Below are 21,358 nucleotides of genomic sequence, written 5' to 3'. Positions count from 1 at the left end.
TGGGATTATTGCTGAAAGAATTGCAGAGTCAAGAAAGGCAGGGCCTATGCACATCGACAGCACCAGTGGTTATCAAATTGATCTTTTCGGAAACATACCTGTTCTTGATGCTTGGTGGAGAAGAAGTAAAACCAAGTCTCGCGTTCTTTCGCTGGTCTTAATCACCTGGGTCCCGTTGATTGTACTCTCCCTACTTGCTTCGCAAAATTCAGTACTGACGGATTACGCCATCCATATGCGTTTTCTTATCGCGCTCCCACTTCTTCTTCTCTCCAGCATGAAGTCGGGTCAAAATCTGAGAGAGTCATTCTATCAATTCATCGAGGCCGAGATTCTAGATCCAAAAGATTACAATGCACTTAAATATCAGATTAACGAGACGAAACGTCTGAGAGATTCGAACTGGGCGAAGATCGTAATCTTTGTTCTCGTATATTTAGTGGCGGCGGTTTATCTTCTTCAATTTAACGATTTAGAAAATCCAGTATGGCGAAAGGAGAATGGCAATATTTCACTTGCCGGCTGGTGGTTCACATTAATCAGTCAGCCACTTTATTTTTATTTTCTTTTCTACTTTCTTTATCGCGTTGGTTTATGGTGCCGTCTTCTTAAAAAAGTCTCCAAGATGGAACTCCATTTAAGGCCTTCCAATGGAGATGATTGTGGTGGGCTGGGATTTCTTGGCCATCTTCTCGTCTTTTTTATTGTCCCTTGTTTCGCCATTTCCGTTTCTGTCGCGGGAAGTATGCTGAACTTAGTCCTCTATGAGGGAATTGATGTCACTGACATGAAAATGATTCTGGGAATTCTTTGTGGAGCGTTTTTGCTTCTCCTGGCGGGCCCTCTTTTATTTTTCTTTCCGGCGATGAAAGAGGCCAAACACCGAGGCATTGTTGAGTATGGAACATTAATGGGAAGACAACTTCAGGCCTTCGAGAAAAAATGGCTGGTGGCCGAAATTGATTCCAAGGACAACATTCTACAAGATGAAGATTTTCAAAGTGTTGACTCAAGCAATTCAGTGATTGAAAGAGTTCATCACATGCGGTTAGTCCCTTTTACTTTGAAAGACCTCCTCCCTTTGATCGTGGCGATTCTTTTGCCGTTCCTTCCCGTAGTGGCCATGAAGGTTCCCTGGAAGGTCCTCTTGGGACAACTCACTAAAATCATTATCTAAAGAAAATTTGAGTGAATAAGTTCCTTAATCCTCCGATAAGGGGGACATGAAAAAACTAAGCCTCATTCTTCTTATCCTGTGTGCTGCCTGTAACCCTGAACTCAAAGAGCTGGGTGCCAGCAAAAACGATCTGGTGAAATACTTCCAGATTGGGTCAGGAGGTCTGGGTGAAGGTTATTTGATTGTGGCCCACGTGGGTGAAAAACGCGTGCTTACTTTTTATCTAAAAACCGCCAGCGGTTTTTCTCATACTGATGTCACACTTGCCAGTGGTGAGGGCGCTTATATTTTAGATTCTGTTTATTCTCAAACTCCCGCTTGCAAATTAAATCCTGATTTCAAACAAGGTAACTACCTTGAGTACTTGAATGTAGGTGGCGAAGCAAAAGCTCTCAATTTAAAAGAACTCAATCGCGAAGAGGCCATGAAGTCAGAAAAGAAACTTGGCTGCTGACCTGTCATCAGAACTTGTTCTCAAGGACTTTTCCCTATTAGGAATTTTCCGATAAGTTCCGTATGAAAAAACTCATTCTTCTTATTCTCTGTGTGGCCTGTCATCCTAGCAATCAATCCTCTGTCGCAAGTAGCAGTCAAACAGTGACAAGCTATCAAGTAACTACATCCACCTCACAAGCTTGGTCTACCCAAGGTTGTAACACCACTTCTTATCAGCAAGACCCAACTGATCAGACACTCTTCTGGGGAAGACGTATGATCTATTCAGGGCTCACGGGAGAAGATGCAAAGAATGAATGTACGTGGCAGAGATGGGGAGTTGCCTTGTATCGCGCGGACTTTAGTAAGAAGAGTCTCACCTTCTTAAAATTCGCCTTCATGCCCATCGCGAAGATTGCTGATGGAAGAACTGTTACCACTGCATATGACCCTACTGTTGCAGTTATTGGCGGTGTGAAATACGTGGCCTTCGAATGTCATGGTGAAGGCTTTAGTGGAAGTGTTGGAGCTTGTGTCGGTCGAGTGGATGCTAATAACCAGATTGTGGCCTCTACGGTAAAGGTTTATGTAGATGGAGTATCGAGCACGAATCCAAATCTTATTCCAAGTGCCTCGGTTCCTAAATTAACCAGTGCAATTAATGGCAAGGCCTATTTAAGTTGGACCCAGGTCAATATTGATAAATCCGCTGGTAAATGGATCAAGCTTATTTCTCGTTCGATTGAATTTAATCCAGCGATGGCCCGGATTAATTCTGATGGGACGGCCTTTAATACCTACAATCCCAAGACGGCCAATGGGACCGCGGATCTTTTTGATGTGAAAGAGATTCAACCTGGAAAATTCTTTTTCACAGGAGCGCGAGGTGAAAATGGATGTAGGTCTCCACTTGATAACATTGCTGGCTGCTATAACTTAGAAATTGGTGCGACCAATGCGGTGACTGAGAATGGTGCTTTCGATGGTTATTCTCAATCGGCCTATACTCTACCGGACAATCCAATTGAATATTTTCGTTGGGCCTACAATCCAGTGATGCAAACTTGGGGAGTATTTGGGTCGTTTATCTCGAAACCTGGAACGGCCACTGCGAGAACACTACCTGGTGGTTTATATTTTATCCCCATTGATATTTCGATCTTGCCGGTAAAAAACTCTTCTATCTGTAATGCATCTACTCAACCCTCACCTCATTGGGGAGTAAAGAATGGAGTGTGCATGCGCTCCTGTGGCCAGATGGGTGGGACGAGATCTTTCACCACAACTTGTGCGGCCAATGGAATGAGAGATGTTGGGGTTGCTTATGATGTGCCTTACTGTTGCGCCTCTTTTTGTGATCCGGTCACTCAACCGGCCCCACATTGGGGAGTTAAAAACAGTCAATGTATGCGTTCCTGCGGGCAAATTGGTGGTACAAGGTCCTTCACCACAACTTGTGCCAGTAACGGCATGAGAGACCTGGGCGTGGCCTATGATGTGCCTTACTGTTGTGGACCGATTTGTGATCCAAAAACTCAACCTGCGCCGAATTGGGGTGTGAAGAACGGTCAGTGTTTCGCCTCTTGTGGCGGGATTGGTGGAACCAGAGCGTTTAAAAATCCGTGCTCACAGAACGGGATGAAAGATGCGGGAGTCGCCTACGATGTGCCGTATTGTTGCAAGTAAAGATGAAATAATCACTTTCTCCGGAGAAAGTGAAACTTAAGAAAAGAACCTACTTCCGAAGTTGAAAGTAGGTTCTTAGAGAGAAATTATTGTTCAGATATTTCCATGTCCCAGAAGTCACAGTCACGATCAAAAGACAGCACTGCTGTTTTACCTTCTAGTTCAACCATATAAACTTCAAGATCTGATTCAACAGAAGCTTCAGTGATGTGGGCTACTGGAGAAATTTCCAGAGCAGTATCAAGGGCCCTTTTGTCACAGTCAAGAATTGGGTCAGCGAAGGCCGACATTGAAGCTAATAAAGTTACTGCTACTAAATACTTTTTCATGGTTTCTCCCAGGTTTAATGGAGAGATTTTTACGCTGGATGGAGAGACTTAATCAAAATTTATGCATCTTTTACAGAACGGAAAGTGATAACTCCAGTGAACGCTAGAGCTGTTCCAGCATGTAAAGATAGAGATTTTCAACCTTGGTCCTTGCCCAAGGGGTCTTTCGAAGGAAAGTCAGGCTTGATTTGATGCTTGGATCATGAGTAAAGCAGCGAATGGTGATCATGTTCCCTAACTGCTCCCAGCCATAGAAATCCACTAACTCTTTAAGAATCATTTCTAAGGTCTTGCCGTGAAGCGGGTCTTTGGGTTTTTGGTTCATTTACAAAAGGTTGTAAATGCAGAAACTCGACCAGTCAAAGCATTTAATCGCATTCGGGATTTTTGTGTATTTGAGTTTTAAACCTCTTGTGAGAAGACCATCAGGGTGTCTTCTCACAAGAGAAGCTCATTAAAAAACTAAATTAATTACAACGTTCACCGTCGATTTTTAACACAGCAAGATTGTCACCGTTCTGAAGACTGTACTCAACACTTTCAACTGTAATCAAAGATGTTGATGGGTGATATCCATCCGAGTACCAACGGGCCGAGAATGTTGTTGTGTAGTAATGATCAATAACACCTTGATCAACGCGATCAACACGCACCTCAGTTGATTTCTCACGAAGGTTATATGTCAGAACCATCTCTGGGCATCGCTCTTTAAGAACTTTTAAAAGACGTTCTTGAAGGGCAACCGGAATTGGGCTGTCTTTTTTAAATGTAAAATCAATTGTGTTTGCTAGAGCTGAAACAGAAAGAGATAGAGCGAAAATTGCAATAAGCTTTTTCATAAGTCCTCCTGGGGTTTTAGGTAAGGAGCTTATACAATAGGCGACATGCTTTCGTTGTTAGGACTATGTCAGAGTTTCATGGGGAATTTGAAATCTTTGGCCGCTCTTTCGATGGTAAAGCGGCCACTCAAAGATAAGACACCGTTATTCCGAACGCCCCTTAGATATTCGCTAACAGTTGGCCAACAAAACCCTAACTTTACTTGCCCCTTCTCTCAATCTAGAAATTGCTTACCTACAACATCTCACACATAAGGAGAGAACATGAAAACGACTATTTTGACTCTAGGACTATTATTAGGTCTAGTGGCCACGGCCCAGGCACAAACAATATATACAGGCACGATTGATTTAACGAAAGCTTCAAACAACGCAAGAATTCCAACAGAAATCAATGCAGGGGCCTACTCTGTTGAGATCTCTTTACGCTCTTCTAGATTAGCTTCTACGAATGACATCTCCCTTTCAAAATCTTTTTACCGTGATGACAATGAACGTATTTGTGAAATCAATGGCGCCTTTAAAGTTGGTGAGGCCTTCATTAAGGTTAAAAGTCTTACATCGAACTGGGTTTCAAACTTCACTAAAGACGTTTATGTCTATTTTGGTTCAAGAGAATCCGCTTCATACTGTGAAGTTAATGCTAGAATCTTTGAAGGTCGTGAGAATTACACCATTCATCCACAGCCTATTTCTTTTGAACTACCGGTTAAAGATGCTCGTTTCTCTTCAGTAAAACTAAGTATCAACCCAATTGTGGACGGCTTTAAGGCCAATTATGAGTTAATCAGAGGCGACCAAGAAAACACACTAAGAGTATTAAACCCAGGACTACCATTCGAAAACGCTCTTCAGTCTGCTTCTAGAAAGACCATGAGCTATGCCTTATCTTTAACTGCTGGCGGATACTATCACTTCGACACTCAGTACACTTCAGTTAACAAACTAAAATAATCTTCCTCCGGGCGCAGTTTAAGGACTGCGCCTTATTTACCCACAAGTTGACTTCACCACATGCATCTTCGATGATGATAGTATGCGGACAAAAATAATTCTTGGTTTAACTTTTACAGTTCTCTCTCAGTCTTTGTGTCTGGCCGATACAATTAGCAAAGATATTATCTTCTCAGATTCAGTGTATGTCGGGGGTATTAGTTGCGGCACTGATATTCCTGGAGGGTACTGTGAGTTGCCCACTCCTATCTTTAAAGACGATGGTACCGCTTTAGATAAAAAAGAGAATTTGCAAGGGGCCTGTGTTCAAGGAGGTGGTGATTGTACCATGGTCGTTTTCACCACTGAGACTAAAGATCTTAACCCGCAGTTCATTTTGGCCCGTGTTTCGACGACCTCAAACCAGCAAGTATGGATCAAGGTCAGCAAAGCTAATTTAAAGAAGATTGAAGATCTTATCCCTAAACTGGATATTGGAGAGAATGAGATCGAATTCAGACCAGGACTCCAGTTCGTTTTCGCGGATAAAAATTTATCTAAAAAAATCCCCCTCACTGAGATCACTAAGATTACTTCAAAACCGCCTTCGGAATCCGACAAAGAGTTAGAAATCATTGAGCGTGAGGAACTCCCACCGACAATTTTGAATGGAAAAAAAATTTTGGGAATCAGACTCAATAAATTGAAAGTGGATGCAAAAAAATATGCAGAAGATTCTTTTGAGGCAAAGAAAAATGCAATTCGCGTAAAGATTCAGGATTTCTATTTTCCTGCATTCGATGAAAAAGGCCGTATAAACTATTGGTTTATCCCGGATCCCGGCTGTTAACTTTTAACTCTTTAGCTATATTGGTTAAAAAAGACGGCCTTCCCCTTAAAATTTTCTAGACAACCGCCCTTTGATTCCATTAACTTAGAGTCTTCCTTTTCCATTTTCTGTGCCCAGGTGGTGGAATGGCAGACACACTACCTTGAGGTGGTAGCGCTGCGAGGCATGCTGGTTCAAGTCCAGTCCTGGGCACCATTTTTTTCAGTCTTAAAATCATCCCTACACATTCAGAATGCCATAACGTAGAAATCGCCATATATAGGCATCTATGCTCGCAAGTTTCAAAGCTATTCTAAAAGTTCTATGTCTCACATCAATTTTGATGAACTGTGCTTTTGCACAATCAAGCATTGATCCTCAAAACACTCGCTTAAAAAGCCTCATCAGTTGGGACAAAAATCTTCCCACTGGTAAAGACGTGCGAATGGCAGTGATTGATTCAGGTCTCATTCAAGATTTTCCTGCTGATGTTATTTTAGGTTGGAACTTCGTTGATTCCAGTAATGACGTACTAGATGCTGAAGGGCACGGAACAGGATCGGCCAGCGTTATTGTGGGCCTAGCTCCCGATGTAGAGATCATGCCCTTAAAGGTCACAAGGGACGGAGTTTCAAACGACAATATTCTTATTGCAGCAGTTGTTTACGCGATTAAGAATGGCGCCGAAATTATTAACCTCTCTATGAGCTTTGAAACGAAACACTTTTTAGAAGTTAAAAAGAACGTCACTGACGAAGAATTTTCACGCACTTTATTTGTGATCGCTGCTGGCAATAGAAAACAATTTATTCCAGAAAAGTTAGGAGAGAATGCTCTTATCGTAGGAGCGGCCTTATTAGATCCTCCTGTTCAATTGGCCATCTATTCTGACTGGGGACCTGGAGTGGAAATCGCAGCTCCGGCCGGAGGAATTGATGATGGAATAACTGTATACAGAACAATTAACCCCCTCACCTATCGTCTTTATAATGGAACATCATCCGCAGCACCTGTGGTCTCTGGAGCAGCTGCCATTTTCAAAGAAAAATATCCTCGTTTAAGTGGCAAAGAACTTAAAAAGCTGATTTTGTCCAAGGCGAAGTCTAAATCGGGCCTGGCCGGTAGAGTGCAAAAGAATAAATTTTTGAGCTTAGATTAAAACTTTTCAGCATGTTTGATTGACCGAACGAAAGTATGAAGATATAAACTTTATCACACAAAGATATTAACCTATTGGAGGAAATATGAAAAAAGTGATTTTAGGTTTAGCTCTTACTGCTTCTGCATTCTCAGCGTTCGCTCAAGACATTAACTTTGGCGCTCAAGAGCGTTGGTTGGCCCAAAATGGTGGTTTCACTTGTGGTGGTGCTGCTAATACTGCAACTCAAGCTGTTCCCCAAGAATTCAAAAACAAAGCAATCATCTTCACATATATGACGACTGATTACACTCTTGATAACGGTAAATTTGTTGCTTCTTACTATGAGAAAGGAACTGAGTGTCGCTATAACCTCGTTGGCCAAGCTGATAACGTGAATATGGTTTTCACAAAAACTGATTCTACGGCCTACTCAATCAATGGCTCACCAGTTGCTAACTGTGCAGAAGGGAAAGCTTACTTAGATTCACTATTCGCGGCCCCTACAAAGTACTTCTATAAGCACGGTACAATGGCCCTTCAAGTAGCTGTTACAGACGCTGCTGCTGTTTGTGGCGAAGGTGCTACTCACGTAGGTATCTTCTTCAAGAAAGCTGCTAAGACAAAAATCGACTAATTATTGTCCAAATAAAAAGCCCTCGAAACTCCGTTCGGAGCGAGAGGGCCCTTTGCTATCTCTAATATTATTCGCAATCAATTTTATTCAGGATTGTTTCTTTCACTTCAGTTCGTGTTTCGAACTTAGGATTGATGATAGTACCTGTATTAACTCTTGTTGATGTTTTTGTAGTATACTTCGAGACATAAGAAACATTCGTAACCAAAGTCATTTCAGCATTCGTGGTTAGCTTAGTAACTTCAACGTTTGAATTATCTTTTGAAATAGTTAGAGAGATAACCGGCTGAGAAAGATCATCCGAGACTTCAACTTTGTAGATACTAGATCGAGAACTTAGAGACATGGCCTGGATGATTCCATTCCAATTGAACTCGCTCGCTTTTGCGACAGAAGCTGATCCAACTGTACTTTTACAATCAAGATCATGAGATTCAAGAGACATAACCACAGCAGATAGAACATCAATTGCTTCATCGTTTGGAATAACTCTGTCAATTTTGGCAAATGATAAAGATGAGGCCAGAACCATAGAAAGTGCGATGAGAGTTTTCATAGTATTCCTTAGGTAAATTTAAAATGGTGGTCACTATATCCCCAATAAAAATAAACTAAAGGCTCATTGAAAATAATTTATAGCAGATAATACAAAAAAGGCCCTCATAAGAGGGCCTTTCGCTTTTATCTAGGAAGTAGATCTTCCACATCACCTAAGTAAAATCTAATTCGATTAAGGCTGGATTTGAGAGTCGATAACTGCTCTTGCAGTGTGAACATCGACTGGTCAGGGAATTGATTCTGATCCACAACTTTACGAGGGGCCATCATCACAGGTTTCTCTTCTTCGATCTCAATCTCAAGATCAAAGTCTTCCATCTTGGCCTCTTTAATGAGTTCCTGAATCGGATCCATCATCGTAGCTGCCATCTCTGCTGTTCTACCAAAGAGCGAAACCACATTCACTGTGTCTGCTTCAACTTGCTCTCTTCCCGTAACGTTCATAGCTTCCTTTCATGGTCCTAGGGGACCTTACCTAGTTTCATAATGCATGCTCTGTGCCATCAGTTTGGATTCCAAATGGCACTGGAGCAGTGCTGCCTTAAGCTTATTAAGCATCAGTTTTTGGTGGTTTAGGAGGAAATGACCCAGTGCATGTAAAACTTTTAATGCTGTCTAATTTAACACCGGCCAAAGATTGTACACGTTGGAAATTGTTGCCCGCTTGTGCGCCACGCAGGAAATTCAATAGAATTTAGCTATGAGCAACCCTAACTGCGCGCAATGTCGACATTTTTACATCACTTGGGACCAGAAAACACCGAATGGCTGCCGCCGCTTTGGCATCCAATGTAAGGAACAACCCTCGAAAATCGTGTCGATGGCCGGGCTTGGTGAATGTCAGGGGTTTGAAGCTAAAAAGAAACCTGAGGCCCAAAATAAGGGTCTAGACCTTAACCGAAAGGAACTCTGGTAGTCCCTTCCCGAGTTCGTGATAGTTCGGACTGATCTCGTTAATGATTCCCCCACCGATACACATTTCTCCCTGATAAAAGACAATTGATTGTCTTGGAGTCATGGCCCGTTGAGGCTCATCAAAAACGACTTTCACGCTATTGTTTTCAATCGTCACCGTACATGGCTGCTCTGGCTGGCGGTAACGAACCTTCGCCTTACACTTAAAAGTCCCTTCTGGAGCATTTGTAAGCCAATTAAGCTCTACGGCCGTTAACCCATCAGCATAAAGTGCGGGATGATCTTGTCCTTGAGCAAGAATCACTTCATTCTTCTCAAAGTTTTTTGCCACCACGAACCATGGTTCTCCAGGTCCGCCTACACCCATGCCCTTACGTTGGCCAAGAGTATAGAAGCAAGTGCCGTCGTGCTGACCCACCACTTTGCCGTTCTTGATATCAATGAAATTTCCTTTCGTGCTCTCAATGTACTGAGAGAGGAAATTCTTGAAGTTTCTCTCACCGATAAAACAAATACCGGTTGAATCTTTCTTTGCAGAAGTCGCGAGATCAAACTTTGTTGCTAGCTCACGCACTTTAGGTTTTGGAAGATGGCCAATTGGAAAGAGCACATCTTTGAAAACTTCTTTCTGAACCGCATAGAGGAAGTAAGTCTGATCTTTATTTAGATCCGCACCTTTCTTTAACTCTCCATTCTCAAGCTGACAGTAGTGGCCAGTGGCGAGATAATCAGCGCCCAGAAGTTTCGCTCTCTGGTAGAACACTTTGAATTTAATTTCACGATTACAAAGAATATCCGGATTAGGTGTGTGACCTTTACGGTAATCATTCAGGAACTCAGAGAAAACTCCGTCCCAATATTCTTTCACGAAATTTACTGAGTAGTATGGAACATCAAGCTTCTCACAAACTTTGATCACGTCCTGATAATCCATATCGGCCGGACATGTGCCATCTGGATTGGTCTCGTCCCAGTTTTTCATAAAGAGACCCAGAACACGGTAACCTTGAAGTTTTACAATCAATGCCGAGACAGAAGAATCCACGCCGCCGGACATGCCGACAACAACGGTCTTCTGACCATTGGCCAGATATTCTTCATGAGTTAGATTGATTCCGTACTCTTTTAAGAGCTCCGGCTGGTAAGAAAAGTCCATGCCGGTTTATAGCGGATTTTGCACCCTTTAGGAAGGGTGCAGGAGTTTTTACTTGGTCAAATCCAGAAGTGTCCCGATGACCGCGCCTCCAACATATTGATAAGCATGCCAGAGAGTCTCGTGATTAAGCGTTTCTGGGGTATCCTGGGCCGTTTGGTAGAACTTTGGATTAAAGTCGTCCTCCCAATTCTGAGAGAAAGTCGCGGACATAAAACCCTGCTCCCAAAAGCGGAAATTATCCGAATTTTCAAACCCATTTGGTTTAGCTTCAAAGGTCACTTTGGTGGTGATTTTCTTTCCGTGTTCAAGCAGCTTAGAAACCCAGCGGGCCTCATCAGCGTTGTCACGAAGATAGATCGACATGTTGCCGGTCTTTTTGGTTTTATCAAAGAAGCTCGAGTCTTGTCCCAACATTTCAAGGTTCACAACACCTAAGACTTCTTTTCCATTTTTTTTGAGTTCTCGAGCATAAAGTTCAGAACCGTGAAAACCAATTCCCTGCCAGTCTAAGAAAACAACCTGAACGGAATAATTTAAATCAAACTGGGCCATGGTTTTAATCAGACCCAAAGCAACTGCAACTCCAGAAGCATTGTAGTTGGCACCAGGCATGGCCTCATTGGATTTCACTAGTAGTGTTTTTGGATCGTGAGAAATCGTATCATAGTGAGCAGTCACCACTAACACACGGTGAGTGTTAATTCCTGGTTTTTCCCACACAATATTTTCAACCTGATTGTTCTTTTGTGAGTTGGCCAGGTTCTGCATGTAGGCCGTGAACTTCTGCCACTTCATATAATCAGGACTGCCCTTAGGAATTTTTCCTTCGACCTTCTCATCAAAATCTTTTTGATAAAACTTCTTCACTGTATCCACTTCTGGCGAAACAGAATTCATGGAAAGCTTTCCAGTCTTTTTCGGATCAAGCTTCTCAATCGTCTCTAAAAGATAGTTCCGTGCTTTTTCATGCCCAGGCATACCCACCATGCGGGAAGGAGCTGATGCCTTCACAAAAGTATTCACCCATTCAACCAGGTTCTTATTCGACACCTGCTGAAGATCACTCTTCAGTTGGAAATAGGTAGAGGGAGCACGTCCGGCAAATGCCGAAAACGATAAACTAAAAATCGCGGGAATAATCAACTTTCGGAACACTTTCTTCTCCTTCTACAACTTCAGGATCACGGGGCAGATATTGGACCTTGCCCGTGAGGAAAACTTTGGAATTTTTGCCTTTCTTCTTGATGACACTTAAAAGATCACCTTCAATTAAAAATTCCGGTTTAGTTAATTCAATATAGGCGGATGACAAGGTCTTAGGATGGACCCAGCATTCATAAACTTTGTCCGGCGACACAACCAAGCAACCTTTCTGAGGTTCGGTCCAGATAGTTTCGGCCGAGAACTCGCAGTTTGTCAGAAGGATTTTATCTCGTAAGAAATAACTTTCTTCTTCTACTTTAATCAGAGCATTCCCTGAGGTGTATTCACCAATATAGCCCTTGGTGGTTTTACCAACATTTCTATATTCAAAACTCTCACCAAGCGTATGATGAAAAACACCAAAGTGGTTTCCAATGGTACTGCTTCCATCGGCCGTCATGATCTCGCCTTCTTTTCGAAGCCGCTCTGGAATCAGGGAAGTAAAGATCGGAGTCATCTCCTCTTTCCAACTTAGGCACTGATGCATCTTGAGAGTTTTTGGAACTTCTACGACACCAAAATTCTCTGCAAGTTTTAAAACTTCTTTTTGCGTAAGATCAGAGAGAGGAAGAATAAGATCCTTCAAAATCTCCTGAGGAAGACGAGACAGAAGGGCCGATTGATCATTCTCTTCGTCATTTGATGTATGAACAAAAACTTTCCCGGTCGCGTCCTGATGAAAGAGCTTTGCAAAATGCCCAGTCGCCAAATGCTTAACATTGGCCTCTTTCATCTTCTGATGAAGAACGCGCATGCGAAGTTCATGACAGTTCCAACAAGGTCGGGCCAGAGTGCCACTGAGTCTACTGGCCATCCACTCGTCTATGATTTCATTTTTAAATTCGCCCGAGGCCTTCACAACTTGAAGAGGAATGCTGAGTTTCTGGCAAAACTCTTTAATCTCATCGAGCTTTTTTGGATTGATGTGGCATGAGAGAATTTGAGAAGAGTCACCTTTCCAATCTTCCCAATCATTAATCACCGTTACTGCGATTAAATCATACTTCTGAATCTTTAAAAGATAGGCCGTAACATAGGAGTCGATACCACCGGATAAACCAATGATAACTTTCTCTTTCTGACTCTGCTTGTCGGGTATATAGGCCTCTTCCAGCTTCTTTTTCATGTCCATGTAGGAATTATAAGTGAGTTTCCTTTAAGGTTCCACGTGGATTTAACCGATGTTTAATTAGATGAACTCGCAGAGGCCTTTTGGCATTTACCTTTATAAGAAAGAAACTCAGGACCGGAAGGTCTTGAAGGACCTACTTCAACTTCTTAAGACGAATTGTCCGGCGAAGGGAAATAGCTTCTCCTATATTGAGGCAGAAACCTCTCTTCATCCGCATCTTTCACTCTGGGACAATCTCCAAATTGAAATTGGACCTTCTAGTTTAAAAGAACTGGAACATACCCTCAAACCTGAGTGGCTTGCCCTGTTAAGCCTTTTAAAGCAACCTCATCAATTGACCCAAGACTCTCAAACTTGGGAAAAATTCATGACCAGTCTTCTGAAGGGTCTTATGAATCCTTCTCAGAATCTTCTGATTGATATGAATGAAGATCTTTTTTCACCTTTCATGCTTCAAAGTTTTAAGAAGAGTGTGATGGAATCGACGAAAGACAAGACCATTTATCTGGCCACAAACCACACTTCTCTTTGGCTAGATTGTGCCCACACTCTCGTGGGAAGAAATGGATATGCGTTTGACATTCAAACACTAGATCCGGAAACAGTGAAAAAGCACTGGGTGGCCTAGTTTTTACTTTCTTACCTTAATCGAACAATTAATTTTGATTGCTGTTGTGGTGAACTTATTCATGGGCTTTACTCTGATATGAAGTGACCACGGGCCAATATCTAATTCCACACTCGCAATGGAATTAAACTCTCCAATTTTCGCTTCACTGAGATATTTTTGGAGATCAGAATATGTGTGAAGATCAATCTCCGGAGATTCTCCTGAAGGAAATTCATGAAAACAAATGACCTGAAGGATCTCACTCTTACCAAAGCCCATTAATGGGGCCAACGAGGCCGCAAAACCTTCCGGGTTTTGTTTCTGAGCGTTTGAAAGAATTGAATGCATTTCTTGAGCGATGCGAGCGTAATAGGCCTTTAAAATGTTTCTCGAGTCTTGATCCAACTCTCCCGGTAGTTCAGAGAAACCTTTCTGCACCCACAATCCAAAGTTCCCCAAATAATCCAGATCGTGAAGAGCATGAAGCTCAACGGCCATGCGGCCAAATTCCAGATCCACTAACTGATTGAATCTTTCCTGAATCGACGTTTCTAAGAAGGGAAAGTACTGCAGAAAGAAACTTTTGATTCCCCCACTCTTGGTGTTCACATAAGCATGCTTCTTATTGAGTTTCAAACTCACAGGAAGAAGAACCTCTTCAATATTCACCAGAAGGTCGGCCTCATGAATTTCATCATGAATGGCCGAATTAGAAAACTTACCCATCACTTTTGGATTCTTAGGAAGTTTCCCTAAGTACTCCACCATGCGGGTAACGGTATTTTTCGAAACTTGATTCAAAAAAGGGAGCATCTCCGGATAAAACTGTCTCACCATTCTGTCTTGCTGAGACAAAACGTGAAGATAGTTTCGATCGAGGGTTTGTTGAAACTGTAACTCTTCATTCCCAAGACGGGCGATTTCTTTGGCGACCAAATACTCAAAGAGGGACCCCTTCACTTCATTGAAGAGGGCCTCTTTCTTGGTTTGATCCTGGGCCATTACTTTTCCCAGTATGCTTCTTCTAGTCCGTCCTCTTTCTCAGGAAGACCACGAAGAAGACGTGGCGAGTTCTGGCTTAGAACTTCGAATGATACGCGGTTTGAATACTTACTAATTTGAGAAATCGAAGAGTAAGTCAAATAGGCCGCACTATGCTTCGGAGAATTTGGAACTTTGTTTTTGTGGTACTGACAAGCAGAGATGTCATGAAGAACGGCCGCAAGTGCCGCGTCCCCTGCACCGTTGGTGTTCTTAATCATCTGAGGTCCACCACGGAACGGGTTAATGTGCGAGTAAACTTTTAAGACACCATCACAATCAGCACGACGACGAGCACGTGAGTACTCATACTTGTTGTATTCAACGATTGATTTTGTATGAAGAGGCTCTTTCGTTTCACGAGCATGGGCCGCATCTGTCAGAGCACCAATATAAAGACCGCGAGCGCCCACAGTTAAAAGCACCATATCGCACATATCGAGAACTTTCTCGGCCGCACGAAGTGGATCAGAAACTCCTGTTAAAGACAGGGCCTCAGATTCATTCATCGCAATCACAGAAACGTATTTTGGAATAATGTCCAAAAGGAGGTCTTTCTTTTCATTCACAAGACCGCTTGTACCAAGTGAAAGAACAACTGGCACATTAGCGTTTTTTGCCACTTCAAGTGCTCTCAAAGTTGATTTAAAGATCGAAGAGTTTTCATCACGAAGAGTATAAGCAGAAACCAGAAGTGAGGCCGCTTTTTCGATCACGTCCACCGGAATGAATTCTGGCGAAAGATCGTTCATACAGCCTTTGCTGATGGCAAACGTACGATCGCGATCAGGGCTCACGAAACAAAGAGCACGGCCCATTGGACGTGGACAAGGCTGAAGATAAGTCAGGTTCACCTTCGAGCTGGTGTTACAGATATATTTAAAAGCGTAGTCACCAAGTTCGATATTTTTATTAATTGTTCCCAGGGCCACTGATGGACAATCTGAAAGAATGGAAAAGTTATGAAGGGTATTTCCTACGGCCCCACCAGGGAACTCACCTGTGATCTGCCCGGCGTTTTTGTATTGCCAGTAAATGGTATCGGCCAGGTTATCATCAATGATGAAGGACTCACCTTTGGTGAATTTATGTTTTTCTAAGAAGGCGTCATCAACCGGAATTTCGATATCAACGAGTAGCTGATCAATCCCCACCACATAAACGTTCCCTGGACGATTAATTTCTTCGTCAAAAGAGCTACGGGGTTTATCTTCTACTGGGAAATAGTGCTTGGTGTTGCGCCGGCCGGGAAACTTCATAAATACCTCTTAGAGTGTGTCCCATTTATAAACCATTTCATGGACGAAAGCCCAGAATTTATGGTAAATTTTTCACATGTTTAGTCTCGATCATCCTCAAAAATCCCCTCTGTTTGACTATTACGCTCCCCTTGGGACCCATTACCGGGGTCTGCTTTCGATTCCTCATTCAGGGGAGAATATCCCTAAGGAGTTCGAGGCCTATCTTTCCGGTGATTTAAGGGCCTACAAGGAAGACGTGGACTACAAGGTCAACGAGCTAGTGGATATCAAGGCCCTTCAGAGTGCTGGTATTGCGGTTTTAGTGGCCCATGTGCACCGTGTTTGCGTGGACCTAAACCGCGCTGAAAGTAACTGCGTTCTGTTCTGGAAAAACAATACTCAGGGTAAGCAGCTGGTAGTGAAAGATCCGACACCAGCGGAAGTGGAAAAGTTCATTGAGATCTACCACCGCCCTTATTTTGAAATCATGAAATCGGCCCTCCAGGACCTTGAGAAAAGGAAGTCTGGTAAGGTCTCGATGGTTGATCTTCATTCGATGCCTTCGAAACCAACTGAATACCATATGAAGCAGAATCCGAACCAGAAGATGCATCGTCCGGATTTTTGCGTGAGTGATCGAAAAGGCAAAACGGCCACTCCTGAATTCATTCAGTTCTTTCAGCAGTCTTTGATCAGTAAAGGTCATGAGGCGAGTTTAAATGATCCTTACGTTGGTGGTTACGTCACTGAGTATGTGGATCAATTCAGAACGAACAACATCCAGATTGAGATCAATCGTAGCGTCTACATGGACGAGACCACCAAGGAACTCGTTCCTGAAAAAGTGGCCCATCTGAGACCGACGCTAACGGAAGTTTTAATTAAAGGATTTGAGACCTTCGATTCTTAGTGAATGGTCATGTCGTTTTTGGCCGCAGGACCTTCTTCTCTCGCCTTCTTGAGGTAAAGATTCATCTTCTCATCCGGAGTTAACTCCACAGGTTGAGGTGGCGCTTGCTTAGAGATCTCAGCTTGCTGTTTTTTCTCGATGTTCTCAATTTCAATTTTTCGCTGAAGCACGAGATTTGGATCATCGGACTCACTGAAAATTTTCCGCGTGGTAAAGGTCTTACCATACTGCTTAAGTGAATATGTGTAGAGGGCGCGAAGCTGACGAGTGTTCGAACGTCCGCGTTCCAGATAAAAAATCATCTCTCTTAAAAGCTCCACATTCTCTACTTCCTGAGACCAAGCTGAGAAGAGATAAAGCATCCCTTCCTGATCTACCTGACGGGCGAAATTGAGTTGCTTAAACTCGGTATAGAGAATTTTCCCCATGGCCTGATCAATTGGATTAAAAGTGATCTCTTCCAAAAACTTCGAGCGAAGTTTTTTTGATTCGACGCTGTTTCTCTCAGTCTTTAAGGCATAGGCATAAATGCTTCCGTTCTGCTGAGTGAAAATGACTTCCACACTGTAGTCTCGGTCTTTTGATTCTAGTTCAATCAGGGCCTGACTACCGTTCTTCATGAGGCCATAGCGGATGGTTTCTTTTGGAAGAATTTTTGATCTCAGATAAAGAATGTAAAGATCATAGATCATCTCATCCATGCTCTTCGATTTCACCACTATCTCATGAGAGAAAATATCTTTCCAAACACTGTCCACAGCTAGTTTTAAAATCCTATTTCTCACGAATGGAAGTTTAAACAACTCCTGCCCCTGAGAATGATCCTGATACATCGACGTCGGCAATGTGTAGAGACGAGAGAGCTCTCTCCCATTAGGAGCAAGAATGATCATTCCCATCTGAGGGGCCGAATTTTTTCCGGTGTATTCAACCAGCGGAATGGTCTGAAAAAGTGGATGTCTTACTGGAAGTGGAACCAATGCATTTCTCAGAGGGAAAGGTTTCCAAAGTTGCTTATAGTCCTCAACGTAAGGAGTGATCTCCTGAATCGCCACAGGTTTTAAATACGATTCTCTGTACTTTGGAATGTAGTAGTATTTGTTCCAGTTTTTTCCCTGGGTCCAGTTTGAATACAAACGATATGGGTACCCTTTGAGGATAATGTATCCGCCAAAGAGTGCCAGTGAGATGAATAAGAAGAGGCCAATGAGCCAACGCATTCTAAACCTTTAAAACAACAAGAATATCACGATACCTCCCTATCGGATTTCAGAAAAAACTCATGAAAATTTTCTAACTGCCGAATAGTAGGATGAATCAGTCAGTTTAAAGGACTGCTTATGAAAAAATATGTTTTATTTTTGGCAACACTCACTCTCATCGTAGGATGTGATGCCCCTCAAAGAACTCGTTTAACCAATGCTTATAGTAATGACTATAACTCTGGAAATCCTAACAATTCTAGCGGATCACTTCCCTCTGGAACGACCGGATCTTCAGGCGGTGGAACTACAGGTTCAAGCACTGGTGGAGCGACAACTGGATTTGAGAACTGTGATCTTTCTTCGAAAGGTTTTACCGCCGAGATGGGCCACATTGGTATCTGTCAAAGTACCCAGGACGAAACTCTTTTTAAATTTAAATCAAGCCTCACTTCTTCAAGTTATAGAACGTGCTTAATTCCTACTTATAAAGAAGGAAGTGGCAGTTCAACTTACATCGGACAACCACAGTGTACGTTCACTGAGGCGGATAAAGTGATGCAAGGAAAGCTGTATAAGAACCGCACTGGGTTTACGGGCTATCCTCTGAATGGCGTTATTGTGATGAAGGAACCCCTTCTGACAGAATACTTTAACTGTATGCAGGGATATACCAACTGGCCGGCGAACGTCTGCTCTGGCGTCAACTCACCTTATTGCGCTTACTGGGCCCCACGTTGTCCTTATGGTGGTAAGAGTAATGCTGCCTGCGATACAGAAGCACGGGCCTATATGACAAATCTTTGTACTAGCTTCAAGACAAAGTACTCAAGCGCCTACCTAGACATCAAAGTTAAATAATCAATTCAGCGTAGGTTGGGAAACAACCTTGCCTACGCAAAAACTTCTCACCAACTCATCTTTTTTCGATACAAAGACCAGGATCGGGATAAAAATTTCACTCGAACTGTCTTTGTCCACTACTACCGTTCCTAAAACAACTTGGTGAAAATTTTGTCCTTGATTATAGGAACGAATGTAGGTTCGGATTTTTTGATTATCTTCTGTTCCTTCAAAGACCTTGTCCGGGGATTCGATGGTTCCTGAAACCAGATCACTAAATTCGTGATATTTCTCGAATCCGAAATCATCGGGAGCAACTTGCACGATTAATTTTGACAGGTATTCCGATTTTTTAAGGCCAATCCATTCGGCAATCTCTTCCGGGATTAAGTAGTCATCTCTCTTTTCCATGTTTCCCCCTGGCAAAAGCTACCCTCTCAACCATCATATCACTCTACTAGTAAGATAGGAGGTGAGAAAAGGAGTTTTATGCGGAAGTTGCAGGAAGCACAAGGTTTGGATCAATTAATCGAGGCAGGAAGCTCCGGTTATTTTCCACTGTTCTATCAGGATTGGATTCATGAATCGTTCTCAGACGTCGCTGAAGTAAAGAGAATGTCTTTCTCTCGCGCGGCCGAAACAGTTCACAAGGTCTACAAGCAAATTGAACGTCACTCGTCGATCGAAAGAAAAAAGACGGCCATTCAGGCCCTTCAAAATGATGAACGTAAAGAATTCGTTCTGTCATTCATGAAGATGGTTGAATACCGTGCCCTCGATAAAATGAGAGAACTCCATTGATCAAAATCATTGCTCTATTCACTATTCTACTTGGGTCATTTTCGGTTTCGGCCGAATACCGGGCCTACCAGTACATTGTGAAGAGTAATGATCCCTACGCCGTTGCCACCCAGGCAAAGGCCCAATACATTGTCTCAACTTTGAACCCCCAGATGTACAAAAGTTATCATGGGGGTTCATTTGTTTCTGTAGATCTACTACGCACTTGGATCTGTCCGGGTTATACTGGAAGAGGTCAGAAAATTTGTGACCATCCTTATGACAAGGAGATTCCCGTCCAATGAGTAGCGCCATCAGAGATCTTGAAAGAATTAATTCTCGTCAGCTGGAAACGGCCAAGCGTCGTCATGACCGTGAATTAAAATCCATCGAAAATGCTCATCAGAACTACAAAGTGGATCTGCAAAAGGCCCATCAGGGAGAAGTTGTCGATCTTCAGGATCAAAATCTCCGACACATTGATCAGGAAGCTTCCAAAAAAGAAAAGGTCCTGAACGAAATGCGCACTCATCTTCAGCAAACCAGCGAGATGACTGATAAGCAATTGAAGGCCCTGAAAGTTTCTTCAGAAGCTGAGAAGGCCAAAATTCAAACAAAACTCAGTGATGAGCGTGAGCGTCTTATAGGTGAGCATCAGTTCTATCTGGAAGAAATGAATGACCGCTACTCTACCGCTTCAAAAGACGTGAATCTTGAAGGTAAAAAGCGCGTTGAAGACATGAAGCATGAAATGGCCTCCAACCTAAGAGACTCTGAGGCCTACCACCAGAACAAAATTAATAAACAAACTGAAGAGTTTACGACTCGTTTTAATACAGACTCCCGTAACTATAAAAAGTTAAAAGACGATCAGGACGGCCAATTTAAAAAAGAAAGAATGGCCACAAATGCTCGCCAGCAGACTGAAATGGCGAAGATGACCGAAGTTCACAACACAGAGGTTGATAAACGCGACAATACTTATCGCAAAGGTCTTAAAGAACAGGACCTCTTCTTTGAAAAGAAATATAAAGACAATCTCGACCGAAACAACGCAAGTTTGAAGACACTGGATGATACTCATCAAAAAGTGGTTTCGAATCTAAAAACGAGCCTCACAAAAGAGATCACTCAAACCGTCTCTAAGATGGACGATCCGTTCTTCAAATTTGAGGCCTTAAAACCAAAGATGACTCAATACCCTGACCGGGTTGAAATCCAAGTAGACGTGCCTGAGCACTCAAAACAAGACCTAAGACTTACCTTCAACAATAAAGAAGTGGTATTAAGCTTTAACCGTCGCTACGTGGACGCCAATAAAACGGCCGAGGGAGTGATTAATAAGATCAACAAGGTCGAATCATTCACCACAAGATTGGCAACTGAGTCCCATCTAGATCATAAATCAGTTAAATCGTCTTATGAAAATGGCACCATGACTTACGTCATCAAGAAGGCCTAGTCGGCCAGCACCACAAAGTCCGAGAATTCTGCTTTATTAATTTTAATAAGATCCTGATCTACTTCTCTTACTTCGGCACGAGGTGGTCCTTTGGTGCAGAAACGATGTAGTTCCTTCAGTGCCTCAATGTCCCCTTGAGCAATCACATGAACTGAACCATCTGGCATATTACGCACGTGACCAACGATAGGAAGTTTTTCAGAATGAACAAAGTCTACAACGCTGTAGCGAAAACCCACACGCTGTACTTTGCCTTTAATAATAAGTGTCATCTGTAACATGGAAGTATTTTGTCAAAAAAG

Annotated in this window: 26 protein-coding genes and 1 tRNA gene; 14 read left to right on the top strand and 13 right to left on the bottom strand. The window is 42.7% G+C overall.

The window, feature by feature from the left end; genetic code table 11:
• Positions 1-46: 46 nt before the first annotated feature.
• The 3 genes from ACJVC5_RS14545 (at position 47) to ACJVC5_RS14535 (ending at position 3,298) form a co-directional block, all read left to right on the top strand.
• Positions 47-1,177 carry a hypothetical protein gene (locus ACJVC5_RS14545; RefSeq protein WP_408096255.1) on the top strand — a complete coding sequence of 377 codons (1,131 nt, stop codon included), beginning with the start codon at positions 47-49 and terminating at the stop codon, positions 1,175-1,177.
• A gap of 46 nt (positions 1,178-1,223) precedes the next feature.
• Entirely contained in the window at positions 1,224-1,631 is a 408-nt protein-coding gene (locus tag ACJVC5_RS14540; RefSeq protein ID WP_408096254.1) for a hypothetical protein, read from the top strand.
• 62 nt (positions 1,632-1,693) lie between these two features.
• Positions 1,694-3,298 carry a hypothetical protein gene (locus tag ACJVC5_RS14535; RefSeq protein WP_408096253.1) on the top strand — a complete coding sequence of 535 codons (1,605 nt, stop codon included), beginning with the start codon at positions 1,694-1,696 and terminating at the stop codon, positions 3,296-3,298.
• A gap of 86 nt (positions 3,299-3,384) precedes the next feature.
• Here the strand turns inward: ACJVC5_RS14535 and ACJVC5_RS14530 are convergent, their stop codons facing one another.
• From ACJVC5_RS14530 to ACJVC5_RS14520, 3 genes are all read right to left on the bottom strand, one after another.
• On the bottom strand, positions 3,385-3,627 hold the full coding sequence (locus ACJVC5_RS14530; RefSeq protein WP_408096252.1) for a hypothetical protein: 243 nt from the start codon (positions 3,625-3,627) through the stop codon (positions 3,385-3,387).
• A gap of 103 nt (positions 3,628-3,730) precedes the next feature.
• Entirely contained in the window at positions 3,731-3,952 is a 222-nt protein-coding gene (locus tag ACJVC5_RS14525) for a VF530 family DNA-binding protein (RefSeq protein ID WP_408096251.1), read from the bottom strand.
• A 142-nt stretch (positions 3,953-4,094) separates the two neighbouring features.
• Complete coding sequence (locus ACJVC5_RS14520; RefSeq protein ID WP_408096250.1) at positions 4,095-4,466, bottom strand: hypothetical protein; 372 nt, start codon at positions 4,464-4,466, stop codon at positions 4,095-4,097.
• A gap of 264 nt (positions 4,467-4,730) precedes the next feature.
• Between ACJVC5_RS14520 and ACJVC5_RS14515 the strand changes: the two genes are divergently transcribed.
• The 5 genes from ACJVC5_RS14515 (at position 4,731) to ACJVC5_RS14495 (ending at position 8,003) form a co-directional block, all read left to right on the top strand.
• Positions 4,731-5,420, top strand: coding sequence for a hypothetical protein (locus ACJVC5_RS14515; protein ID WP_408096249.1), 690 nt, complete (start codon positions 4,731-4,733; stop codon positions 5,418-5,420).
• Between the two features lie 82 nt (positions 5,421-5,502).
• Positions 5,503-6,249 carry a hypothetical protein gene (locus ACJVC5_RS14510; protein WP_408096248.1) on the top strand — a complete coding sequence of 249 codons (747 nt, stop codon included), beginning with the start codon at positions 5,503-5,505 and terminating at the stop codon, positions 6,247-6,249.
• Between the two features lie 111 nt (positions 6,250-6,360).
• Positions 6,361-6,444: transfer RNA gene (locus tag ACJVC5_RS14505), tRNA-Leu, on the top strand.
• Positions 6,445-6,517: 73 nt separating this feature from the next.
• A complete protein-coding gene (locus tag ACJVC5_RS14500; RefSeq protein WP_408096247.1) occupies positions 6,518-7,387 on the top strand; it encodes a S8 family peptidase in 870 nt (289 codons plus the stop codon).
• Positions 7,388-7,472: 85 nt separating this feature from the next.
• Positions 7,473-8,003 (top strand): hypothetical protein, encoded by a 531-nt coding sequence (locus tag ACJVC5_RS14495; protein ID WP_408096246.1) that lies wholly within the window; start codon positions 7,473-7,475, stop codon positions 8,001-8,003.
• Positions 8,004-8,070: 67 nt separating this feature from the next.
• Here the strand turns inward: ACJVC5_RS14495 and ACJVC5_RS14490 are convergent, their stop codons facing one another.
• The 5 genes from ACJVC5_RS14490 to ACJVC5_RS14470 all read right to left on the bottom strand — a co-directional run bounded on the left by ACJVC5_RS14490 (position 8,071) and on the right by ACJVC5_RS14470 (position 12,967).
• On the bottom strand, positions 8,071-8,559 hold the full coding sequence (locus ACJVC5_RS14490) for a hypothetical protein (protein ID WP_408096245.1): 489 nt from the start codon (positions 8,557-8,559) through the stop codon (positions 8,071-8,073).
• A 125-nt stretch (positions 8,560-8,684) separates the two neighbouring features.
• Positions 8,685-9,005, bottom strand: a complete 321-nt coding sequence (locus ACJVC5_RS14485; protein WP_408096244.1) for a hypothetical protein — start codon at positions 9,003-9,005, stop codon at positions 8,685-8,687.
• A gap of 442 nt (positions 9,006-9,447) precedes the next feature.
• Positions 9,448-10,632, bottom strand: coding sequence for a tRNA 2-thiouridine(34) synthase MnmA (mnmA, locus tag ACJVC5_RS14480; RefSeq protein ID WP_408096243.1), 1,185 nt, complete (start codon positions 10,630-10,632; stop codon positions 9,448-9,450).
• Positions 10,633-10,680: 48 nt separating this feature from the next.
• Positions 10,681-11,787, bottom strand: coding sequence for a M28 family metallopeptidase (locus ACJVC5_RS14475; RefSeq protein WP_408096242.1), 1,107 nt, complete (start codon positions 11,785-11,787; stop codon positions 10,681-10,683).
• Positions 11,753-12,967 carry a hypothetical protein gene (locus ACJVC5_RS14470; RefSeq protein WP_408096241.1) on the bottom strand — a complete coding sequence of 405 codons (1,215 nt, stop codon included), beginning with the start codon at positions 12,965-12,967 and terminating at the stop codon, positions 11,753-11,755. The genes ACJVC5_RS14475 and ACJVC5_RS14470 overlap by 35 nt, the downstream gene beginning before the upstream one ends.
• A gap of 61 nt (positions 12,968-13,028) precedes the next feature.
• Here ACJVC5_RS14470 and ACJVC5_RS14465 point away from each other — a divergent pair, with 61 nt between their 5' ends.
• The gene (locus ACJVC5_RS14465; protein WP_408096240.1) at positions 13,029-13,595 is read left to right on the top strand and encodes a hypothetical protein; all 567 of its coding nucleotides are present in this window, start codon (positions 13,029-13,031) and stop codon (positions 13,593-13,595) included.
• A gap of 3 nt (positions 13,596-13,598) precedes the next feature.
• On the opposite strand, the gene ACJVC5_RS14460 is transcribed toward ACJVC5_RS14465, so the two are convergent.
• Positions 13,599-14,579, bottom strand: a complete 981-nt coding sequence (locus tag ACJVC5_RS14460; protein ID WP_408096239.1) for a hypothetical protein — start codon at positions 14,577-14,579, stop codon at positions 13,599-13,601.
• Positions 14,579-15,877, bottom strand: coding sequence for an inosine/guanosine kinase (locus tag ACJVC5_RS14455; protein WP_408096238.1), 1,299 nt, complete (start codon positions 15,875-15,877; stop codon positions 14,579-14,581). The genes ACJVC5_RS14460 and ACJVC5_RS14455 overlap by 1 nt, the downstream gene beginning before the upstream one ends.
• A 76-nt stretch (positions 15,878-15,953) precedes the next feature.
• On the opposite strand from ACJVC5_RS14455, the gene ACJVC5_RS14450 reads away from it, so the two are divergent.
• The gene (locus ACJVC5_RS14450) at positions 15,954-16,769 is read left to right on the top strand and encodes an N-formylglutamate amidohydrolase (RefSeq protein ID WP_408096237.1); all 816 of its coding nucleotides are present in this window, start codon (positions 15,954-15,956) and stop codon (positions 16,767-16,769) included.
• Here ACJVC5_RS14450 and ACJVC5_RS14445 read toward each other — a convergent pair.
• Positions 16,766-17,989 (bottom strand): hypothetical protein, encoded by a 1,224-nt coding sequence (locus ACJVC5_RS14445; RefSeq protein ID WP_408096236.1) that lies wholly within the window; start codon positions 17,987-17,989, stop codon positions 16,766-16,768. The genes ACJVC5_RS14450 and ACJVC5_RS14445 overlap by 4 nt on opposite strands.
• A 120-nt stretch (positions 17,990-18,109) precedes the next feature.
• Between ACJVC5_RS14445 and ACJVC5_RS14440 the strand changes: the two genes are divergently transcribed.
• Complete coding sequence (locus ACJVC5_RS14440) at positions 18,110-18,832, top strand: hypothetical protein (protein ID WP_408096235.1); 723 nt, start codon at positions 18,110-18,112, stop codon at positions 18,830-18,832.
• Here ACJVC5_RS14440 and ACJVC5_RS14435 read toward each other — a convergent pair whose 3' ends face one another.
• Positions 18,833-19,225, bottom strand: a complete 393-nt coding sequence (locus tag ACJVC5_RS14435; RefSeq protein ID WP_408096234.1) for a hypothetical protein — start codon at positions 19,223-19,225, stop codon at positions 18,833-18,835. It abuts the gene before it with no gap.
• Positions 19,226-19,303: 78 nt separating this feature from the next.
• Here ACJVC5_RS14435 and ACJVC5_RS14430 point away from each other — a divergent pair, with 78 nt between their 5' ends.
• Genes ACJVC5_RS14430 through ACJVC5_RS14420 form a run of 3 tightly spaced genes read left to right on the top strand, consistent with a single transcriptional unit; the run spans position 19,304 to position 21,056 of the window.
• Positions 19,304-19,615, top strand: a complete 312-nt coding sequence (locus tag ACJVC5_RS14430; protein WP_408096233.1) for a hypothetical protein — start codon at positions 19,304-19,306, stop codon at positions 19,613-19,615.
• Positions 19,612-19,899, top strand: coding sequence for a hypothetical protein (locus ACJVC5_RS14425; protein ID WP_408096232.1), 288 nt, complete (start codon positions 19,612-19,614; stop codon positions 19,897-19,899). Before ACJVC5_RS14430 ends, ACJVC5_RS14425 begins: the two co-directional genes overlap by 4 nt.
• Positions 19,896-21,056: an Hsp20/alpha crystallin family protein gene (locus ACJVC5_RS14420; protein WP_408096231.1), complete on the top strand. Its 1,161-nt coding sequence runs from the start codon at positions 19,896-19,898 to the stop codon at positions 21,054-21,056. Before ACJVC5_RS14425 ends, ACJVC5_RS14420 begins: the two co-directional genes overlap by 4 nt.
• Here ACJVC5_RS14420 and ACJVC5_RS14415 read toward each other — a convergent pair.
• The gene (locus tag ACJVC5_RS14415; protein WP_408096230.1) at positions 21,053-21,337 is read right to left on the bottom strand and encodes an acylphosphatase; all 285 of its coding nucleotides are present in this window, start codon (positions 21,335-21,337) and stop codon (positions 21,053-21,055) included. The genes ACJVC5_RS14420 and ACJVC5_RS14415 overlap by 4 nt on opposite strands.
• Between the last annotated feature and the right edge of the window lie 21 nt (positions 21,338-21,358).

This window comes from Peredibacter sp. HCB2-198 (assembly GCF_045999315.1).
Lineage (GTDB): Bacteria > Bdellovibrionota > Bacteriovoracia > Bacteriovoracales > Bacteriovoracaceae > Peredibacter.
Note: the sequence above shows the minus strand (reverse complement) of the source record. Positions and strands in the feature narration are given on the sequence as shown.

What these genes read in the sequence shown, in the direction of transcription:
- ACJVC5_RS14545 (WP_408096255.1), top strand. Translation starts at nt 47, where the DNA reads ATGCACATCGACAGCACCAGTGGTTATCAAATTGATCTTTTCGGAAAC.
- ACJVC5_RS14540 (WP_408096254.1), top strand. Translation starts at nt 1,224, where the DNA reads ATGAAAAAACTAAGCCTCATTCTTCTTATCCTGTGTGCTGCCTGTAAC.
- ACJVC5_RS14535 (WP_408096253.1), top strand. Translation starts at nt 1,694, where the DNA reads ATGAAAAAACTCATTCTTCTTATTCTCTGTGTGGCCTGTCATCCTAGC.
- ACJVC5_RS14530 (WP_408096252.1), bottom strand. Translation starts at nt 3,627, where the DNA reads ATGAAAAAGTATTTAGTAGCAGTAACTTTATTAGCTTCAATGTCGGCC.
- ACJVC5_RS14525 (WP_408096251.1), bottom strand. Translation starts at nt 3,952, where the DNA reads ATGAACCAAAAACCCAAAGACCCGCTTCACGGCAAGACCTTAGAAATG.
- ACJVC5_RS14520 (WP_408096250.1), bottom strand. Translation starts at nt 4,466, where the DNA reads ATGAAAAAGCTTATTGCAATTTTCGCTCTATCTCTTTCTGTTTCAGCT.
- ACJVC5_RS14515 (WP_408096249.1), top strand. Translation starts at nt 4,731, where the DNA reads ATGAAAACGACTATTTTGACTCTAGGACTATTATTAGGTCTAGTGGCC.
- ACJVC5_RS14510 (WP_408096248.1), top strand. Translation starts at nt 5,503, where the DNA reads ATGCGGACAAAAATAATTCTTGGTTTAACTTTTACAGTTCTCTCTCAG.
- ACJVC5_RS14500 (WP_408096247.1), top strand. Translation starts at nt 6,518, where the DNA reads ATGCTCGCAAGTTTCAAAGCTATTCTAAAAGTTCTATGTCTCACATCA.
- ACJVC5_RS14495 (WP_408096246.1), top strand. Translation starts at nt 7,473, where the DNA reads ATGAAAAAAGTGATTTTAGGTTTAGCTCTTACTGCTTCTGCATTCTCA.
- ACJVC5_RS14490 (WP_408096245.1), bottom strand. Translation starts at nt 8,559, where the DNA reads ATGAAAACTCTCATCGCACTTTCTATGGTTCTGGCCTCATCTTTATCA.
- ACJVC5_RS14485 (WP_408096244.1), bottom strand. Translation starts at nt 9,005, where the DNA reads ATGAACGTTACGGGAAGAGAGCAAGTTGAAGCAGACACAGTGAATGTG.
- mnmA (WP_408096243.1), bottom strand. Translation starts at nt 10,632, where the DNA reads ATGGACTTTTCTTACCAGCCGGAGCTCTTAAAAGAGTACGGAATCAAT.
- ACJVC5_RS14470 (WP_408096241.1), bottom strand. Translation starts at nt 12,967, where the DNA reads ATGGACATGAAAAAGAAGCTGGAAGAGGCCTATATACCCGACAAGCAG.
- ACJVC5_RS14465 (WP_408096240.1), top strand. Translation starts at nt 13,029, where the DNA reads ATGAACTCGCAGAGGCCTTTTGGCATTTACCTTTATAAGAAAGAAACT.
- ACJVC5_RS14460 (WP_408096239.1), bottom strand. Translation starts at nt 14,579, where the DNA reads ATGGCCCAGGATCAAACCAAGAAAGAGGCCCTCTTCAATGAAGTGAAG.
- ACJVC5_RS14455 (WP_408096238.1), bottom strand. Translation starts at nt 15,877, where the DNA reads ATGAAGTTTCCCGGCCGGCGCAACACCAAGCACTATTTCCCAGTAGAA.
- ACJVC5_RS14450 (WP_408096237.1), top strand. Translation starts at nt 15,954, where the DNA reads ATGTTTAGTCTCGATCATCCTCAAAAATCCCCTCTGTTTGACTATTAC.
- ACJVC5_RS14445 (WP_408096236.1), bottom strand. Translation starts at nt 17,989, where the DNA reads ATGCGTTGGCTCATTGGCCTCTTCTTATTCATCTCACTGGCACTCTTT.
- ACJVC5_RS14440 (WP_408096235.1), top strand. Translation starts at nt 18,110, where the DNA reads ATGAAAAAATATGTTTTATTTTTGGCAACACTCACTCTCATCGTAGGA.
- ACJVC5_RS14435 (WP_408096234.1), bottom strand. Translation starts at nt 19,225, where the DNA reads ATGGAAAAGAGAGATGACTACTTAATCCCGGAAGAGATTGCCGAATGG.
- ACJVC5_RS14430 (WP_408096233.1), top strand. Translation starts at nt 19,304, where the DNA reads ATGCGGAAGTTGCAGGAAGCACAAGGTTTGGATCAATTAATCGAGGCA.
- ACJVC5_RS14420 (WP_408096231.1), top strand. Translation starts at nt 19,896, where the DNA reads ATGAGTAGCGCCATCAGAGATCTTGAAAGAATTAATTCTCGTCAGCTG.
- ACJVC5_RS14415 (WP_408096230.1), bottom strand. Translation starts at nt 21,337, where the DNA reads ATGTTACAGATGACACTTATTATTAAAGGCAAAGTACAGCGTGTGGGT.